This is a genomic window from Larsenimonas rhizosphaerae (genome assembly GCF_023700005.1).
Taxonomy (GTDB): Bacteria; Pseudomonadota; Gammaproteobacteria; order Pseudomonadales; family Halomonadaceae; genus Larsenimonas; species Larsenimonas rhizosphaerae.
The window spans coordinates 1,457,999-1,476,106 of record NZ_JAMLJK010000001.1; the positions used below are offsets into that span (position 1 = coordinate 1,457,999).

An 18,108-nucleotide genomic window follows, 5' to 3' on the forward strand; every position below is an offset into this window, starting at 1 on the left:
CGTTGAGGTATAAGCAATACATTATAGTCTGGCAAAAAAATATCAACTTTGATATTGGTTGAACCTTCTCTAAGGTGGCTTGACATGGCCGGTGCCGGGTCAGCGTGCCTCTTGGCATGTATGACAGTGCACAATAATAACCTTCGGAGAGCCGCCAGAATGTTCAAGAAGATATTGATTGCCAATCGCGGTGAGATTGCTGTGCGCATTGTACGCACTTGCGCTGAAATGGGCATCCTTAGTGTGGCAATCTTTACCGACCCTGACCGATTTTCCCTGCATGTGAAACGGGCTGACGAGGCGCATTTCATCGGTGATGATGCCCTTGCAGGCTATCTTGATCCGAGGCGCATTGTGGATCTGGCACGTGAAGCCGGCTGCGATGCGATTCACCCGGGGTATGGCTTTTTGTCAGAAAATGATGAATTCGCCCGTATCTGCCATCAGGCCGGCATTGCCTTTATCGGCCCAGCCTCGGAAGTCATCGCCGGGATGGGCAACAAGACACATGCACGTGCTTCGATGATCAAGGCTGGCGTGCCTGTGACACCGGGCTCGGAAGGGAACCTTGCCAACAAGCAGGAGGCTCTGACACTGGCCGAGGAGATCGGTTACCCGATCATGCTCAAGGCCACCTCCGGCGGTGGCGGACGCGGCATCCGGCGCTGCGATAGTGCTGATCAGCTCGACCAGGCCTGGGATCGGGTTATTTCAGAAGCTACCAAGGCATTTGGCAGCGCAGATGTATTCATGGAGAAGTGTGTTGTCGATCCGCTTCACATTGAAGTGCAGATTCTGGCTGACAGCCACGGTAACGTGATTCACCTGTTCGAGCGGGACTGCTCGATCCAGCGCCGTAACCAGAAGCTTATCGAAGTAGCCCCCAGCCCGCAGCTGACGCCCGAGCAGCGCACCTACGTCGGTGAGCAGGCCGTCAAGGCGGCGAGAGCGGTAGGGTACGAAAACGCCGGTACGGTCGAATTTCTGGTGCGCGACAACGAAGTGTATTTCATGGAAATGAATACGCGAGTACAGGTCGAGCACACGATCACCGAGGAAATTACCGGTGTGGACATCGTACGCGAGCAGATCCGCATCGCCGCAGGCATGAAGCTGACCTATCGCCAGGAAGATATCATGCTGCATGGGTTTGCCATGCAGTTTCGCATCAATGCCGAAGATCCCAAAAACGACTTCCTGCCGACCTTCGGGCGTATTACCCGTTATTACGCTCCCGGTGGTCCTGGGGTGCGTGTCGATACCGCGATCTATACCGGCTATGACATTCCTCCCTACTTTGACTCCATGTGTCTGAAACTGGTGGTCTGGGCCATGACCTGGGATGACGTGCTGGAGCGAGGCATTCGGGCCCTGAATGATATGCGGGTACAGGGGGTCAAGACGACCGCACCCTATTATCAGGAAATCCTGCGTCATCCGGAGTTTCGTGCTCGCCGGTTCAATACCGGATTTGTCCCGGCGCATCCAGAGCTTTTGAATTATTCCGAGAAGCGTCATCCCGAAGGGGTGGCACTGGCGATTGCCGCCGCCATTGCTGCCCATGCCGGGCTGTGATGGTGTGTCGAAGATTACTACAACGATAATTGTCTGATCAGGAGTAACCCCATGAGTTCAACCGTCCATATCACCGATGTGGTTCTGCGTGATGGCCATCAGTCCCTGATTGCTACCCGGATGCGTACCGAAGACATGCTGCCGATCTGTGACCGGCTGGACCGCATCGGCTACAACGCGCTGGAAGTGTGGGGGGGCGCCACCTTTGATGCCTGCGTACGGTTTCTGAAGGAAGATCCCTGGGCACGTCTTGCAGCGCTCAAGGATGCCTTGCCGAATACCCCGCTGCAGATGTTGCTGCGCGGTCAGAATCTACTGGGCTATCGTCATTACGCCGATGACGTGGTGAAGGCCTTCGTTGAGCGCTCGGCGGCTAACGGCATTGATATCTTCCGCGTATTCGATGCGCTGAATGATCTGCGTAACCTTGAAACCGCCATGAAGGCAGTCAAGGATGCCGGCAAGCATGCGCAGGGCACTATCTGTTATACGGTCAGCCCGGTGCATACCGTGGATCTGTACCTGCAGCAGGCGCGCGATCTGGTCAACATGGGCGCAGATTCCATCGCGATCAAGGACATGGCCGGGCTCCTGACTCCTTACGCAACCCATGATCTGGTCAAGGCGCTGGTGGATGCTGTCGACGTGCCGATTCACCTTCATGGTCACTCGACTGCCGGGCTTGCTTCCCAGTGTCAGATCAAGGCCGTGGAAGCAGGCTGTCGTCATCTGGATACCTGTATCTCGGCCTTTGCAGGGGGCACCAGCCATCCCGCTACCGAGTCAATGGTGGCCTCCTTCAAGGGCACCGAGTTCGATACCGGGCTGGATCTCGAGTCGCTCAAGGAAGTCGGCGACTACTTCCGCGAAGTGCGTAAAAAGTATGCCGGCTTTGAAAGTGAGTTTACCCGGGAAGATGTATCGGTTCAGATCAATCAGGTACCGGGCGGCATGATGTCGAACCTGGCCAGCCAGATGAAAGAGCAGAATGCCCTGTCACGCATTCATGACGTGTTTGCCGAAATTCCCCATGTGCGCAAGGACCTCGGTTATCCGCCGCTGGTGACACCGACGTCCCAGATTGTCGGTACCCAGGCCGTGATGAACGTACTGAGCGGCGAGCGCTACAAGACCATCACCAACGAAGTGAAGCGTTATCTGCAGGGTGGCTATGGTCAGGCGCCTGCCGAAGTGGATCCTGCCCTGCTGAAGCAGGCCATCGGCAATGCACCGGTAGAAGAAGGGCGTCCGGCTGATCTGCTGTCGCCGGAAATGGCGCGGCTGGAAGAAGCCAGTGCCGAGTGGGCCGAAAGTGCCGAAGATGTACTGACCTACGCCATGTTCCCGGATCTGGGGGAGCAGTTCCTCAAGGACCGTCGTAACGGCACGCTGGTGCCCGAAGCGATCCCTGGAACGTCTGCCACGGATCGGCCTGTCAGTGAAGGCGTGCCCACCGAGTTCGTGATCGATGTGCACGGCGAGTCCTATGAAGTGCAGATCACGGGGGTGGGCAGTGCCGATGGCAGCAAGCGTCGCATTTACATGACGCTGGACGGCATGCCTGAAGAGGTGGTTTTCGATGCACGTGGTGAGTATGTCCGTGACGAGTCGGGATCCGGCCGGCTTCAGGCCAGTGCGCCAGGCCATGTCACCACCTCGATGCCCGGCAATATCGTTGATGTGCTGGTCAGTGTCGGAGACAGCGTCAAGGAGGGGCAGGCCGTACTGGTTTCCGAAGCCATGAAGATGGAGACTGAAATTCAGGCGCGGGTGGCTGGAACGGTCAAGGCCATTCATGTTGGCAAGGGTGATCGGGTTGTTCCGGGTGAAGTGCTGGTCGAGATCGAGTAGGATCAACGCCATATTCAAGATAGAGCGGGAGGGGTGATGGAGCATGATTGGGTGACGTTCGCCAGGCAATTGCGCTCCATTGCCCAGACCGGACAGACCTATACCACCAATCACTTCGAGCTGGAGCGGTATCGCCAGCTCGAAGTATTGACCAACCAGATGTTCGCCGTGCTGGCAGATGTGCCGGTCAGCCGGGTAGAGAATTTCATTATTCCCGATGCCGGTTACGCGACCCCGAAGGTAGACGTGCGGGGCGCCGTGTTTCGGGATGGAAAAATACTGCTGGTGCAGGAGCATCGGGATGGTCGCTGGGCTCTGCCCGGGGGATGGGCTGATGTCTGTGAAGGGCCTTCCGAGGGGGTGATTCGCGAGATCTTCGAAGAGGCCGGACACGAAGCCATCAATCCGCGCCTGGTCATGCTGAAGGATCGCAGTATGCACCCCTATGCCTACCCCACGCCGGATCATGTCTACAAGCTGTTTTATCTCTGTGATCACGTGGGTGGCGAATTCGTACCCAATACCGAAACCGATGATGCCCGTTTTTTTGCACTGGATGACTTGCCGCCATTATCGCTGGGACGAACCATTGCTGAAGATATCCATCAGTGCTGGGCCTTTGCCACGGGCGAGGTGACCACAGTGAGCTCTGATTGATTGCGAGTCTGCTGCAGCCTAAATGGAAGACATGAAAAAGGCGGCTCTTGAGCCGCCTTTTCCGTTCATTCAGTATCAGTCGCCGATGTGGCTGCCAATCTGAACGATTTTCATGCTGTTGGTGCCGCCCTGGGCATTGATGTGGTCACCGCGGGTCAGGATGACGTAGTCGCCTTCCGAGGCAATGTTGCGGCTTTCGATTTCGGAAATGGCCCGCTTGTTGACCTCACTGTTCGGCATGTCATCGGTATCGAACAGAATCGGCGTCACCCCCCGGTACAGGGCCATGCGACGAAGCGTGCGCTTGTGGCCTGAAAGGGCAATGATCGGCAGGCCGGAGCGGATACGCGAGGCCAGCAGGGGGGTATAACCGGTTTCGGTCAGACAGGCGATGGCAGCGACACCCTTGAGGTGGTTGGCTGCATACATGGCAGACAGGGCAACGGTTTCATCGATGCGCGTGAAGCCTTCATTCATGCGGTGCTTGGATTCCTGTGCAGCGCGCTCACGCTCGGCACCCAGGCACAGACGGTTCATCGCTTCGATGGTTTCAACCGGGAACTTGCCCGCGGCCGTTTCGGCCGACAGCATTACGGCGTCAGTCCCGTCCAGTACAGCGTTGGCGACGTCGAATACTTCAGCGCGGGTCGGCAGTGGCGACTCGATCATCGATTCCATCATCTGCGTGGCCGTGATAACCGACCGGTTGAGCTGGCGTGCACGCGCAATCATGCGCTTCTGGACGCCGATCAGCTGTGCATCACCGATTTCAACACCCAGATCACCACGGGCGACCATTACCGCATCAGAAGCAATGATGATGCCATCAAGGGTCGCTTCATCGTTGACGGCTTCTGCGCGCTCGACCTTGGCGACCAGTGCAATGTGCTTGCCTTCCTCGCCCAGCAGCTGACGCGCCAGTTTCATGTCTTCACCCGAGCGGGGGAAGGATACGGCCAGGTAGTCCACATCAATGGAAATGGCGGTTTTCATGTCTTCCTTGTCCTTGTCGGTCAATGCCGACGCGGACAGGCCGCCACCCTGCTTGTTGATGCCCTTGTTGTTGGACAGCTTGCCACCGACCTGTACGCGGCAGTTGATCTTGCTGCCTTCGACCGATTCGACTTCAAAGACCACGCGGCCATCGTCAAGCAGCAGCACATCGCCGCTGGTGACATCATCAGCGAGCTGTTCGTAGTCGCAGCCAACCTGATGCTGATCGCCTTCATCGCGGCCCAGAGAGATGTCAATTACGAACTTGTCATTGTCCTGGACCGTAACCGGGCCATCCTTGAAGCGGGCAATACGAATCTTGGGTCCCTGCAGATCCCCCAGAATAGCCACGTTGCGGTGGTGGCGTGCTGCCGCTTCGCGAACGGCTTCAGCGCGCTGGCGGTGATCATCTGCACTGCCGTGAGAAAAGTTGAGGCGAACGACATCGACCCCGGCCTTGACCATGGCATCAAGCACACCGGGTTCGTCACTGGCCGGCCCCAGAGTGGCAACGATCTTGGTACGGCGAATGGGGTCGTGCAACGCATACGGCATAGGGTTTGTCTCCTTGGGCGAAAAATAGGATGTAGTCATGTTACTACATCTTGCTCCGCGTGAAGCGAAAAGACGCTTCTGTATCACGGTCATTGCGATAGGATCGTTTTGAACGGCAGGATCGACAAAACGATGAGTCCGTTGTTTATATAGGCTACTACTCTAGCACTGGATGAATGCCCTGTAGCGGTCGAGTATTCCAATGCCGGCCGGCGGCTGTCAAAACTCTCGGCATGAGATCGGTGTTGTCTACCCTGACTGGCGCTTGATAAAACGCCAGGGTAGTGTAGGCGCATTTTTGCACACTCAAGCAGCCCATGGCGCCGGTGTTGACGCATTCACGGCGGGGCTGCTCACGAAGAGATGGAGACCTATGGGTAAGTCACTGGTGATTGTCGAGTCGCCGGCCAAGGCCAAGACCATCAATAAATACCTTGGCAGCGATTTCATAGTGAAGTCGAGCGTAGGTCACGTACGTGACCTGCCCACCAGCGGTGCCGGCAAAACGGCGACTGACCCATCCGAGCGTGCCCGTCAGGCGGCCATTACCCGCAAGATGTCGCCGGAAGAGAAGGTCGCTCACAAGAAGCAGAAGGCGCGCGAGCAGCTGGTGCGGCGAATGGGGGTGGATCCCGACAACGACTGGGAAGCCCGTTACGAGGTACTGCCTGGCAAGGAAAAGGTGGTCGATGAGCTTAAAAAGCTCGCCGAGAAGGCTGATGCGGTCTACCTCGCGACCGACCTTGACCGCGAAGGGGAGGCCATCGCCTGGCATTTGAGGGAAATCATTGGTGGCGAGCCCGAGCGCTATCGCCGCGTAGTCTTCAACGAGATTACTAAAAATGCCATCCAGAGCGCCTTTGAAACCCCGGGTGAGCTGAATAACGATCGCGTATCGGCTCAGCAGGCGCGGCGTTTTCTGGACCGTGTCGTGGGCTTCATGGTGTCGCCCCTTTTATGGAGCAAGGTCGCGCGTGGCCTGTCTGCCGGCCGGGTTCAGTCGGTCGCCGTTCGGTTGATTGTTGATCGGGAGCGGGAGATCAGGGCCTTTGTCCCGGAAGAATTCTGGGATCTGCATGCTGACCTGCAGGGGCAGGCGCATCAGTTGCGCTTTGATGTGGTCAAGGCCGGCGGGGTGGCGTTTCGACCTGCCTCCGGTGAAGAAACCCAAGCGCATGTGGAAGCGCTTGAAGGTGCCGAGTACCGGATTGCATCGCGGGAAGACAAGCCGACCAGCAGCAAGCCGGGTGCGCCATTCATTACCTCGACCCTGCAGCAGGCTGCCAGTGGCCGACTGGGGTTCTCGGTCAAGAAGACCATGATGATGGCCCAGCGTCTCTATGAGGCAGGCTATATCACCTACATGCGTACCGACTCGACCAACCTGTCAAAGGATGCCATCGAGATGGCGCGTCGTTACGTGACGGACCAGTTCGGAGAGACATATCTGCCCGACTCACCGATGGTCTATTCCAGCAAGTCCGGTGCACAGGAGGCTCACGAGGCCATTCGGCCCAGTGACGTCACGCGCCAGGCAAGCGATCTGGTCGGGATGGAGCGTGATGCCGAACGGCTTTACGAATTGATCTGGCGTCAGTTCGTGGCATGCCAGATGGTGCCTGCCCAGTACAAATCGACCACGCTGACCATTCATGCCGCTGATCACGAGCTGCGTGCAAAGGGGCGGGTGCTGGTATTTGACGGTTATACCCGTGTTCAGAAGCCCGGTGGAAAACAGGACGATCAGGAGCTTCCCGATATCAAGGAAGGCGAAACCCTGTCGCTGATCAGGCTTGATCCGCAGCAGCACTTCACCAAACCGGTGGCACGGTACACCGAAGCGAGTCTGGTCAAGGAACTGGAAAAGCGCGGTATTGGCAGGCCCTCAACGTATGCAGCCATTATTTCGACCATTCAGGAACGCGGGTATGTTCGTCTCGAAAGTCGGCGGTTCTACGCGGAAAAGCTAGGCGAAATCGTGACTGACCGGTTGGTCGAATCCTTTGAAAACCTGCTTGATTACGGCTTTACGGCTGAAATGGAAGATGAGCTGGATGAGGTGGCAGACGGTGCGCGCAACTGGAAGGCCCTGCTGAACGATTTCTATACCGACTTCAGCAGCAAGCTGGCTCTGGCCGAAAGTGATGAAGGCATGCGGCCGAACCAGCCGGTCGAAACCGACATCGAGTGCCCCAACTGCGGTCGTCCCATGCAGATTCGTACTGCCTCGACCGGAGTATTTCTGGGCTGTTCGGGCTATAACCTGCCGCCCAAGGAGCGCTGCAAGCAGACCATTGATCTGCTGCCCGGTGAAGAGGCGGTGCCGGCCGATGCCGATGATGAAGCCGAGACCGATGCGCTTCGTGCCAAGCGGCGCTGCCCGATATGCAGCACCGCCATGGACAGTTATCTGATTGATGAGCATCGCAAGCTGCATGTCTGTGGTAACAGTCCGGACTGTAGTGGCCACGAGATCGAGGAAGGCAAGTTTCGCATCAAGGGATATGAAGGCCCGACCATTGAATGCGACAAGTGCGGCGCGGATATGCAGCTTCGCACCGGCCGGTTCGGCAAGTACTTTGCCTGCACCAATGACGAGTGCAAGAATACCCGCAAGCTGCTGAAAAGCGGGGAGGCCGCACCGCCGAAAATGGACCCGATCGACATGCCGGAGCTTGAGTGTCGCAAGGTCGATGATCACTACGTGCTGCGTGACGGCGCCAGTGGTCTGTTTCTGGCTGCCAGCCAGTTTCCTCGTAATCGGGAAACCCGCCCGCCGTTGGTGAAGGAACTCAAGGCGCATCGCAAGGCATTGCCAGAGAAGTATCATTTTCTGCTGCAGGCGCCTGATGAAGACCCGGATGGACGTGATGCGCAGATTCGTTTCTCGCGCAAGACCAAAACCCAGTATGTCATGACCGATAATGACAGTGGCAAGGCGTCCGGATGGAAGGCCACGTTTGAAAACGGTCACTGGCAGGTCGATGACAAGCGTAAATAAGAGGCGTACGGCATGAGCCAACGGGGCGAGACCAATCGACTGGTATACGAGGCTGACCTGTTGCTGCGCATTGATAGTGTGCCGGATGACGCCCTGGTCGCGCGTACTCGGGCACTGGAAGAGGGTGCAGCGTTGTTGCTCGAGCAGGCCCTGGTGAGTTTGTTGGTCGAGATCGATGACAGTACTTTCTGGCAGTCAGGCCAGTGGCGTGGGCAGCTGATGGCATCGACCATTCAACGTGCAGAGCTGATCCAGCTGGCAGAATTGTTGCGCCGGCCCGACAGCTGGCTGTCACTGCTGCTGGATGAGTGTGCGGCGGTAGTGCCTGCCGGTCGTGCGGCTACGCCGGCGGCCGGTGAGGTCATGATCGCCACCACTCGCCTTTCCCGCCGGGAGGTGCTGACCCAGGCTGTCGTTGAATTCAAGGCACTGGCCGCTGCCCTGCGCCATACGAATGAGGAGTGGTGACGTCTGCGGCGCCGGAGTGGTAAACTTGTGTTATCAGCGACCATGGCTTTTGCCATGGTCGTTTTTTATTCATGGCGGGTAACTGCCGAGCAACACCGGCCAGACGCAAAAAAGGTGGATAATGACCGACACAGCCATACTGGAAATTGTTGAGCTTGACGATGGCGAGGTCGTGCTACGCTCTTCCGAGAGTGAGGATGAGCCCCTGGTCAGCATTCGTTTTTCCGAGGATGCGCTGGAGATGCTCAAGGACAGTCGTTTCGATATTGCGCGGGAAATGATCGATCATGCCCTGACACGTTCCAGGCTCTGGGAAGGGGGAGACCCTGCAGATGAAGACGACCAGCCGTCTTCCACCGTACATTGAAAAAAGCCGGCATTCGCCGGCTTTTTTCATGGGTGATCAGCGGTTGCGCTGCCGTTGCTGGTAAAGCCATGCACCGCGTTTCCCCTGACGTTGAACATCCATGTCGTTACGAATCTGAGCATGGCTGATCAGGGCAAAGATAAAGGTGCCGCCCATGATGTTGCCGGCAAGGGTGGGCAGGCCGAAATGAAACAGGAAGTCGCCCCAGGTGGCACGACCGTCAAAGACCAGATAAAGCACTTCACTTGAGCCCACGATAATGTGGGTAAACTCCCCGATGGCCACGACATAGGTCACGATCAGGATAACCCAGACCTTGGCATTCTCGACCGACGGTAGCACCCAGACCAGCGTGGCAATCAACCAGCCGGCCACAATGCCCTTGGAAAACATTTCCATGGTCGTGTTTTCAAGGACGTGCTCGCCAATGGTGACAAAGGATGCCGATACTTCCGTGGAGAACATGGGCAGGTGAAGGAAGGTGAAGGCCGCCAGTCCTGCGCCCAGGATATTACCGATCAGTACCACTCCCCACAGGCGCATCAGGCAGACAAAGTTCTTGAACGTAGGGTGGCTCATGGCCGGCAACACGGCCGTGACGGTGTTTTCGGTAAACAGCTGTTGTCGGGCGAGAATGACAATGATGAACCCCAGGGTATACCCCAGGTTCTCGATGAAAAAGGCGGCACTGGAGCCTTCCGGCAGGTGGGTATGAAAGATGCCCTTGGCCATCATGGACGCGCTCATGGAGATGCCGGCGGCAATGGCAGACCAGAGCAGGGCAAAGGTGTCACGCTCCAGTTCCTTTTCACCATCAATACGCAGTCGCTCATGAACAGCCGCCGCCTGGGAAGGGAGTTGTTGTTCGTCCAGGGCTTCGCTGCCTTCCTCGCTGTCTCCCTCCAGCGCAGCTTCCTGCTCTTCTCGGGCCTGTGCTTGGGCACTGGCCTCATCATATTTATCCGCGGGAGAAGACGATTCCGTGTCCATGATATGTTCCGTTGTGTAGGGGCAGGGCCGCCTCATTATATAGGGTGCGCCTCGATCGCCATTCAAAAACGTGCATGACGTCAATGACAGGTCAGGAGATCTGGTCGGCATCGGGGCGTTACAGACGTATTATCGTTGGATGCTCTTCAATAGTCAGGGCGTAGTGCCAGCGCAGGGTGAACATCCACGGCCCTGCGCCGGTGTTGATATTCAGGCACCCTTGACGCATGTTGCCTTAAAACTAGGTTAGTCGTTTTTATTATATGCCACATGTGCGTTGTGGCATTTGTATTCAGAGGATGCAATGACCACTTTTTATGCAGGAAGTGACCGCATGAAACAGCATGCCCCTGCTCCGGTAATGGAGTTTCGGGCAGTAATGGTATCGGCGTTGACCCGATGGCCGATGGAGGCCTCGGATGCACGCTGACATGCGAAAGGGCTGGATACTTCTTCTGATTGTACTGGTCATGCTGACGCCCATGGGGGTTGATATCTATCTGCCTTCCCTGGCGCAAATGCGCCTTGACATGGGGGGAGCCAATGCCGAACTTCAACTGACCATCACGCTCTTTATCTTTACCGTAGGGCTGGGCCAGCTGCTGGCTGGCCCATTGACGGACCGTTTCGGTCGTCGCCCATGGGCAATTCTGGGGTGCCTTCTGTATACGCTAGGGGCCGTGAGCGGCATGTTGTCAAGCAGTCTGCCCTTGCTTTACGCAGGTCGAATCATTCAGGGCATCGGGGCCTGCATCGGGTCTGTCGTGGCCTTTTCAGCGGTCAGAGATGCCTTCTCTCCTCATCAGGGAGCGCGTGTCTATAGCCTGCTCAATGGCGCGCTGTGCATTATTCCTGCGGTCGCACCGGTACTGGGCGGAGGGCTGGCCAGTCTATACGGCTGGAGAACGACGTTTGCCTTCATGGGGCTGTTTGCATTGACGGGTGCCCTGGCCTGCCTGCGATTCATGCCTGAAACCCTGCCTGCCGAAAAGCGTCTGACCGGACCGTTGTACCGATTTCATCGTTTTTTGCCCATGCTGCTCAGTGCCCGGTTTCTGTTCCTGGCGCTGTTGGGTGCGCTCGGCATGGGGGGGATTCTTGTCTACGTCACGGCGGCACCGCTGTTGCTCATGGATGAACTGGGGTTTTCAAGGCTGGCCTTCGGGATGATCTTTGGTGCCAATGCACTGGTTAACATTGCTGCCTTTGCCGGGGCTACGCGCCTGATCGACCGGCATGGGCGTAATAATACGCTCAGGGCCGGGCTGGCGGTCGCCTTGCTGGCCGGCATCATGTTCCTGGTGAGCTGGTGGGGGCTGGCACCATCAGCCTGGAGCTTCATGGTGCCTGTTGCGGTCTTCACTGTTGGCTTTTCGCTGGCTCTTGGTTCAGCACTGAGCTTGGCACTCGAGCCATTTTCCGATCGTGCTGGCAGTGCCTCGGCCCTGTTCGGCTGTTGCCAGATGAGTGGTGGTGCGGCACTGGCGACGCTGGTTACTCACCTGCCTTTTTCGCCATATTTAATGATGGGGACTCTTTGTACCGCAGGATTGGGCGCGGGTCTGTTGGTCGGACGGCATCGGGCCATCGGGGTCTTTCCATAGCGCCAGGCAGCCTGGCATGTCCATTTATTTTAGTATGGGGCATCTCTGATTGCCCGATGTCGCCGATAACAGGTTACAGGGGGCAGCCAGACTTCGGTCCCTGTACATTCATGTAATGCTGGCATGAAGTTGTATCAGCGCAGCGATCATCCTGGCCGAGTTGCAAGCAGCTAATGAGTGGTAGAATACGATTAATCTGGATTAATTCGGCCCGTGACCTGTACGTAATATTGATGAACCGGGCGCCGTTCAAGCGGTCCAAAAGGCCATGCCGGGGCGCTACTCCCGGCAACAAGCGGTTACCAACCGATGCCTGCCAGGTGTGTGAAATTTGTTACGGTAACAGGTGGAATTTGATGATTTTCAGCGCCTTTTGACCATTTATTGCTGTGTAAACAGTAAAAGTGAATGAAAAACAGGGTGTTGATTCGATATGGCCTTTATAGCTTAATGCCGGATAGACTTTGGTGGTGGTGATGCCTGACATGGTCTGAAGCACGTGTTTCAGTCAGAAGAGAATCACCATATAAATGGAATTATAATCGCGCATGAGGAGTTTACCCGTGACGCTAGGTCAAGCTGCAATTACCCCGGTAACGGGGCGTCTTTCACGCCGTCTGCCTGTACTGGCCTTCGGCATCGCTTCCATCATGGCTGCCCAGCACGCCTTCGCCTTCGGGTTTGATGATGTGGCCGACAAGGCCAAGGCGCTGTCGGACCAGAACTACAGCCAGCCGGAAAGCAATCTGCCGGATCAATTGGCCAATCTGCAGTACAAGGACTATGCCAAGATCCAGTTCAAGGCGCAGGACTCCCTGTGGCGCGATGAAAACCTGCCTTTTGATTTGAGCTTTTTCCACGAAGGCATGCATTACGATACGCCGGTGACCATCAATGAAATCGATGGCCCGACTGCCGACGATGTGCACAAGGTAAAATACACGCCGGATGATTTTGATTTTGGCGACCTGAAGATCGACAAGTCCAAGCTCAAGGATCTGGGGTTTGCCGGATTCAGGGTCAACTATCCGATCAATAGCGAGACCAAGCAGGAAATCATGGTCTTCCTGGGGGCCAGCTATTTCCGCGTCATTGGTGAAGGGCAGCGTTACGGTTTATCCGGTCGCGGGCTGGCTATCGATACGGCGTTGTCTTCCGGTGAGGAGTTCCCTCGCTTCAAGGAATTCTGGATTGCCAAGCCCGAGAAGGGTGACAAGTACCTGACCATTTTTGCACTGCTTGATTCACCCAGCATGACTGGCGCCTATCGGTTTGTTCTGCGTCCGGGTGAAGACAGCATCGTTGATGTGAAATCCCGCCTGTTCCGCCGGCATGAAGTCACCAAACTCGGCGTGGCCCCGCTGACCAGCATGTTCCTGTTCGGTCCGAGCCAGCCCAGCAGCACAACCAACTATCGGCCGGCGATTCACGACTCCAATGGTCTGGCAATCAATGCCGCCGACGGCGAGTGGCTATGGCGTCCGCTTCAGAACCCCAGAAAGCTCCAGGTCAACTCCTTTGAGGCCAACAGCCCGAAAGGCTTCGGTCTGATGCAGCGTAGCCATGACTTCCATGACTACGAAGATCTGCACGACCGCTATGACCTGCGGCCCAGTGCCTGGATTCAGCCCAAGAATGACTGGGGCGAAGGTCAGGTCGAGCTGGTACAGATCCCGACGCCCAACGAAACCAACGATAATATCGTGGCCTACTGGCGTCCGACGACCTTGCCAGGCGTTGACCAGCCACTCAACTATGATTATCGCATCAGCTGGACGATGAACGAGCCGCGCTATCATGATCCGGACAATGCCTGGGTTTCCCAGACACGCAGGAGCGCCGGGGAAGTCCTGCAGGACAATCTGGTACGCAAGAGTGATGGATCCACCGAATTCGTGATCGACTATGTAGGTCCGACGCTCAAGGCTCTGGATGGCAATACCACGCCGAAGGCCAACGTGACGACTGGTGCGAACGGAGATGTCACGCGTACGGAAGTACAGCGCAACTCGGCCACTGGTGGCTATCGTCTGTCCATCAATGTCAAACCGAAGGATGCAGCCAAGCCCGTGGAGCTGCGCGCCAGTCTGACGAATGATCAGGGCGGTGCGCTCTCCGAGACCTGGAGCTATATGTTGCAAGCTGCCAATGAGTAACAATTCATCCCTTTCCAGTCCCGCCCAGGATTACCTCGAGCGCCTTGCGCTCGAGGTACGTCATCCCGGGCAGCGCCGTGACCTGCTGTCTGGCGGCGCGGCGCATTCGACCCTGTTCGAACTGCACCAGAGTCTGTCGCCTGATGCCACCTTTGAGGGCGAGGATGCGGCCAATGGCAGTATTCTCAAGCGGCTCGAGCTGGCCTATGGTGCCTCGCCACTGGCACCGCCTTCCGTATTGAAACCGGATGCGGATGGACGCAGCCAGATCAATACGGCGCCGCCACTCAAGCGCACGCCCATGGCTCCCAAGCCCTGGACGACCAGCCCGTTCGAGCGCTTTGCCAAATCCAGGAAGCTCAAGCAGGGCACGCTTAAACCGTGGCAGAGAAAGACAGAGGCGCCGGTCGCGCCCAGTCGCCATCATTGGCAGAAAGTCGGCTCCGCGCGTCGTTGGGTGCTGATATTGCTGACGGTAGCGCAGAGTGCCATGGCCGTTACCTACATGACCTCGATTCTGCCCTACAAGGGCACGGCACCGCTTGAAATCGCCATCCTGATTCTGTTTGCGCTGCTGTTTGCGTGGGTCTCTTCGGGTTTCTGGACGGCCCTGATGGGGTTTTTCCAGTTGCTCAAGGGACGTGACCGTTTCAGCATCACGGCCTCGGCGACGCCTGATACGGCCATCGAGGACAGTGCCCGTACCGCACTGGTCATGCCGATCTGTAACGAGGATGTTGATCGCGTCTTTGCAGGACTCAAGGCCACCTATGAGTCGGTGCAGCGCAGTGGTGAAGGACGCCTGTTCGACTTTTATGTTCTGAGTGACACCTATGACCCGGAGCTGTGTCTGGCCGAGCAGCATGCCTGGATGCGCTTGTGCAAGGAAGTCGATGGCTTTGGCCATATCTTCTATCGCCGTCGCCGCCGTCGCGTGAAACGCAAAAGCGGTAACATCGATGATTTCTGCCGACGCTGGGGCGGTCAGTATCGCTATATGCTGGTACTGGATGCCGATAGTGTCATGACCGGCACCTGCCTGAAGCGTCTTGTTCAGCTGATGGAAGCCAACCCGAATGCCGGTATCATTCAGTCGGCACCGGTGGCTGCCGGCAGCAACAACCTGTATTCGCGGCTGCAGCAGTTTGCGACCAGCGTCTATGGGCCGTTGTTCACGGCCGGGCTTCACTTCTGGCAGCTGGGTGAATCGCACTACTGGGGGCACAACGCCATTATCCGGGTTGAACCCTTCATGTATTACTGCTCGCTGGCTCCGTTGCCTGGCAAGGGCGCGCTGGCCGGAGAAATCCTGTCGCATGATTTCGTGGAAGCGGCGCTTATGCGTCGGGCGGGATGGGGCGTATGGATTGCATATGATCTGCCGGGCAGTTTCGAGGAAATGCCGCCGAGTCTGCTTGAAGAGCTGCAGCGGGACCGACGCTGGTGTCACGGCAACCTGATGAACTTCAGGCTGTTCATGGTGCGTGGCATGCACCCGGTGCACCGTGCCGTGTTCCTGACAGGGGTGATGTCCTATCTTTCGGCGCCACTGTGGTTCCTGTTCCTGGTGCTTTCCACGGCGATGCTGGCGGTGCATACCCTGTCTGCACCGGTGTATTTCCCTGAGCCGGGCATGCTGCATCCCCAGTGGCCTGAATGGCACCCGGGCAAGGCAGTAGCCCTGTTCTCTACCACATTGACTCTGCTGTTTCTGCCCAAGATCCTGAGTGTGATCCTGATCTGGGTGAAAGGCGCCAAGTGGTATGGTGGTCGGGGGCGTCTGGGCCTCAGTATGGTGCTGGAATCGCTGTTTTCCATGATGCTGGCACCGGTACGGATGCTGTTCCATACCCGCTTTGTTCTGGCAGCACTGCTGGGTATCAAGATCAAATGGACCTCGCCATCGCGTGACAGCAGTGAAACTCCCTGGCGGGAAGCCATTATGCGTCACGGGCCGCAGACGATACTGGGCGTTGTCTGGACCGCTGGCGTTTATTATCTTGACCCCCGGTTCCTGTGGTGGCTGGCGCCGATTGTCGGCGCATTGATGCTGTCGATCCCGGTATCGGTCATTTCGAGCAAGGTAGGTCTCGGGCTCAAGTCCCGCGCTTCCCGCCTGTTCCTTATTCCCGAGGAAGCCAACCCGGCGCGCGAGCTTCGGGCGACCAAGCGCTATGTTCGCCATGCCGAAGCACTGCGCGAGACGCCTCGTTTCATCGATGCGGTGGTGGATCCGGTCGAAAATGCCTTTGCCTGTGCCATGGGTGTGGCACGTCACGGTGTTTCACCGGCGCTTGAGCGCAGTCGTCGCCGTTATCTGGAAGAAGTGCTTGAGCATGGGCCTGAGCAGGTACCCAATGCGTTGCGTCTGCAATTGCTGGATGATCCGGTACTGCTCTCGCGCCTGCACTATACGGTGTGGAACGAACGGGATCGTTATCCGGCGTGGGTGGACGAGACCTACGAGCATCGTCCTCCGCCTCGTTTCGTGTAATGAAAAAACCGCCCGGATTATCGGGCGGTTTTTTTATGCGTGGGCCATCAGGCGGTAGCGATCTCCAGTCCTTCGCGCGTGACCTCGGCCAGAAAGTCGATGTCGTGCTTTTCGATGATATAAGGCGGCATCCAGTAGATGACATTACCCAGTGGACGAAGCAGTGCGCCGCGACTGAGTGCATGCTGATAGACCTTCAGGCCGCGACGCTCCTCAAAGGGAAACGGCTCCAGCGTTTCCTTGTCCCTGACCATCTCTATCGCCACGATCATGCCATGCTGACGCACGTCGCCCACGTGCGGGTGATCCAGAAGCTCTCTGCTGCGCAGGCGCATGTGAGCGCTCAGCGCCTTGTTGCGCTCGATCACGTCGTCACGCTCGAAGATATCCAGCGTTGCCAGTGCAGCAGCACAGGCCAGAGGATTCCCGGTATAGCTGTGAGAATGCAGGAAGGCTTTCATGGTGGCGTAATCATCGTAGAACGCCTTGTAAATGTCATCGGTGGTCATGACCACGGAGAGGGGGAGGTAGCCTCCTGTCAGGGCCTTTGACAGGCACAGGTAGTCCGGACTGACATCGGCCTGTTCGCAGGCAAACAGCGTGCCGGTCCGGCCGAAGCCTACGGCAATTTCATCAAAGATGACGTGGACGTTGTAGCGATCACAGGCCTCTCTCAGCAGACGGAGATAGATGGGGTGGTACATGCGCATGCCGCCAGCACACTGAACCAGAGGTTCGATGATAACTGCGGCAATGTTGTCATGATCCCTGGCGAGCTTGGCTTCCATATGTTCGAACATGGCGCGCGAGTGTGCTTCCCACTGATCTTCCGGAAGGCCATAGCAGTCCGGTGAAGGAATGGCTTCAACCTCGAGCAGTAACGGCTTGTAGGTGTCACGGTAAAGCCCGACATGGCTGACCGACAGGGCGCCCAGCGTTTCACCATGATAGCCGTTTTGGAGCGATACAAATGTCTGTTTGTCCGGCTGGCCCTTGTTTTGCCAGTAGTGAAAGCTCATCTTCATGGCCACTTCGGTGGCCGAGGAGCCGTTGTCGGCATAGAAGCAGTGGCCCAGCCCTGCGGGCGCAATCCTGCCCAGCCGCTCGGACAGTTCAATGACCGGGGCATGCGTGAACCCGGACAGGATAACGTGTTCCAGCGAGTCAAGCTGAGCCTTGAGGCGGGCATTGATGGTCTCGTTGGCATGGCCGAAGATGTTGACCCACCAGGAGCTTACGGCATCCAGGTAACGCTGGCCTTCAAAGTCCTCAAGCCATAGCCCCTTGCCGTGCCGGATGGGAATCACCGGCAGCCATTCATGGTCCTTCATCTGTGTGCAGGGGTGCCACAGGCTGTCGAGGTCGCGCTGCATCCAGTGCTGGTTCGTGGTCATGGG

General features: G+C 57.3%; 12 protein-coding genes. 9 read left to right on the forward strand and 3 right to left on the reverse strand.

Features of this window, described 5'->3' with window-relative positions:
* Window positions 1-159 precede the first annotated feature (159 nt).
* The 3 genes from NAT21_RS06635 to NAT21_RS06645 are packed head-to-tail and all read left to right on the forward strand — an operon-like array spanning window position 160 to window position 4,083.
* Window positions 160-1,575, forward strand: coding sequence for an acetyl-CoA carboxylase biotin carboxylase subunit (locus NAT21_RS06635; protein WP_250936569.1), 1,416 nt, complete (start codon window positions 160-162; stop codon window positions 1,573-1,575).
* A gap of 51 nt (window positions 1,576-1,626) precedes the next feature.
* Complete coding sequence (gene oadA, locus NAT21_RS06640; protein WP_250936570.1) at window positions 1,627-3,426, forward strand: sodium-extruding oxaloacetate decarboxylase subunit alpha; 1,800 nt, start codon at window positions 1,627-1,629, stop codon at window positions 3,424-3,426.
* A 36-nt stretch (window positions 3,427-3,462) separates the two neighbouring features.
* On the forward strand, window positions 3,463-4,083 hold the full coding sequence (locus NAT21_RS06645; protein WP_250936571.1) for an NUDIX hydrolase: 621 nt from the start codon (window positions 3,463-3,465) through the stop codon (window positions 4,081-4,083).
* Window positions 4,084-4,158: 75 nt separating this feature from the next.
* Here NAT21_RS06645 and pyk read toward each other — a convergent pair whose 3' ends face one another.
* Window positions 4,159-5,631 (reverse strand): pyruvate kinase, encoded by a 1,473-nt coding sequence (gene pyk, locus NAT21_RS06650; protein ID WP_250936572.1) that lies wholly within the window; start codon window positions 5,629-5,631, stop codon window positions 4,159-4,161.
* A 373-nt stretch (window positions 5,632-6,004) separates the two neighbouring features.
* Between pyk and topA the strand changes: the two genes are divergently transcribed.
* The 3 genes from topA to NAT21_RS06665 all read left to right on the forward strand — a co-directional run bounded on the left by topA (window position 6,005) and on the right by NAT21_RS06665 (window position 9,467).
* Window positions 6,005-8,632 (forward strand): type I DNA topoisomerase, encoded by a 2,628-nt coding sequence (topA, locus tag NAT21_RS06655; RefSeq protein WP_250936573.1) that lies wholly within the window; start codon window positions 6,005-6,007, stop codon window positions 8,630-8,632.
* Window positions 8,633-8,644: 12 nt separating this feature from the next.
* On the forward strand, window positions 8,645-9,100 hold the full coding sequence (locus NAT21_RS06660; RefSeq protein WP_250936574.1) for a DUF6586 family protein: 456 nt from the start codon (window positions 8,645-8,647) through the stop codon (window positions 9,098-9,100).
* A gap of 121 nt (window positions 9,101-9,221) precedes the next feature.
* Window positions 9,222-9,467 (forward strand): hypothetical protein, encoded by a 246-nt coding sequence (locus NAT21_RS06665; protein ID WP_250936575.1) that lies wholly within the window; start codon window positions 9,222-9,224, stop codon window positions 9,465-9,467.
* A 36-nt stretch (window positions 9,468-9,503) separates the two neighbouring features.
* On the opposite strand, the gene NAT21_RS06670 is transcribed toward NAT21_RS06665, so the two are convergent.
* Window positions 9,504-10,457: a formate/nitrite transporter family protein gene (locus tag NAT21_RS06670; RefSeq protein WP_250936576.1), complete on the reverse strand. Its 954-nt coding sequence runs from the start codon at window positions 10,455-10,457 to the stop codon at window positions 9,504-9,506.
* 419 nt (window positions 10,458-10,876) lie between these two features.
* On the opposite strand from NAT21_RS06670, the gene NAT21_RS06675 reads away from it, so the two are divergent.
* From NAT21_RS06675 to mdoH, 3 genes are all read left to right on the forward strand, one after another.
* Window positions 10,877-12,061: a multidrug effflux MFS transporter gene (locus NAT21_RS06675; RefSeq protein WP_250936577.1), complete on the forward strand. Its 1,185-nt coding sequence runs from the start codon at window positions 10,877-10,879 to the stop codon at window positions 12,059-12,061.
* A 563-nt stretch (window positions 12,062-12,624) separates the two neighbouring features.
* Window positions 12,625-14,217 (forward strand): glucan biosynthesis protein G, encoded by a 1,593-nt coding sequence (locus tag NAT21_RS06680; protein ID WP_350355160.1) that lies wholly within the window; start codon window positions 12,625-12,627, stop codon window positions 14,215-14,217.
* On the forward strand, window positions 14,210-16,711 hold the full coding sequence (mdoH, locus tag NAT21_RS06685; RefSeq protein ID WP_250936578.1) for a glucans biosynthesis glucosyltransferase MdoH: 2,502 nt from the start codon (window positions 14,210-14,212) through the stop codon (window positions 16,709-16,711). Before NAT21_RS06680 ends, mdoH begins: the two co-directional genes overlap by 8 nt.
* 47 nt (window positions 16,712-16,758) lie before the next feature.
* Here mdoH and NAT21_RS06690 read toward each other — a convergent pair whose 3' ends face one another.
* Window positions 16,759-18,105, reverse strand: coding sequence for an adenosylmethionine--8-amino-7-oxononanoate transaminase (locus NAT21_RS06690; protein WP_250936579.1), 1,347 nt, complete (start codon window positions 18,103-18,105; stop codon window positions 16,759-16,761).
* Between the last annotated feature and the right edge of the window lie 3 nt (window positions 18,106-18,108).

Excerpts from the sequence above, each read along its gene's own strand:
- NAT21_RS06670 (WP_250936576.1), bottom strand. The coding sequence starts at position 10,457 with ATGGACACGGAATCGTCTTCTCCCGCGGATAAATATGATGAGGCCAGT.
- oadA (WP_250936570.1), top strand. The coding sequence starts at position 1,627 with ATGAGTTCAACCGTCCATATCACCGATGTGGTTCTGCGTGATGGCCAT.
- NAT21_RS06645 (WP_250936571.1), top strand. The coding sequence starts at position 3,463 with ATGGAGCATGATTGGGTGACGTTCGCCAGGCAATTGCGCTCCATTGCC.
- topA (WP_250936573.1), top strand. The coding sequence starts at position 6,005 with ATGGGTAAGTCACTGGTGATTGTCGAGTCGCCGGCCAAGGCCAAGACC.
- NAT21_RS06635 (WP_250936569.1), top strand. The coding sequence starts at position 160 with ATGTTCAAGAAGATATTGATTGCCAATCGCGGTGAGATTGCTGTGCGC.
- NAT21_RS06690 (WP_250936579.1), bottom strand. The coding sequence starts at position 18,105 with ATGACCACGAACCAGCACTGGATGCAGCGCGACCTCGACAGCCTGTGG.
- mdoH (WP_250936578.1), top strand. The coding sequence starts at position 14,210 with ATGAGTAACAATTCATCCCTTTCCAGTCCCGCCCAGGATTACCTCGAG.
- NAT21_RS06665 (WP_250936575.1), top strand. The coding sequence starts at position 9,222 with ATGACCGACACAGCCATACTGGAAATTGTTGAGCTTGACGATGGCGAG.
- pyk (WP_250936572.1), bottom strand. The coding sequence starts at position 5,631 with ATGCCGTATGCGTTGCACGACCCCATTCGCCGTACCAAGATCGTTGCC.
- NAT21_RS06660 (WP_250936574.1), top strand. The coding sequence starts at position 8,645 with ATGAGCCAACGGGGCGAGACCAATCGACTGGTATACGAGGCTGACCTG.
- NAT21_RS06675 (WP_250936577.1), top strand. The coding sequence starts at position 10,877 with ATGCACGCTGACATGCGAAAGGGCTGGATACTTCTTCTGATTGTACTG.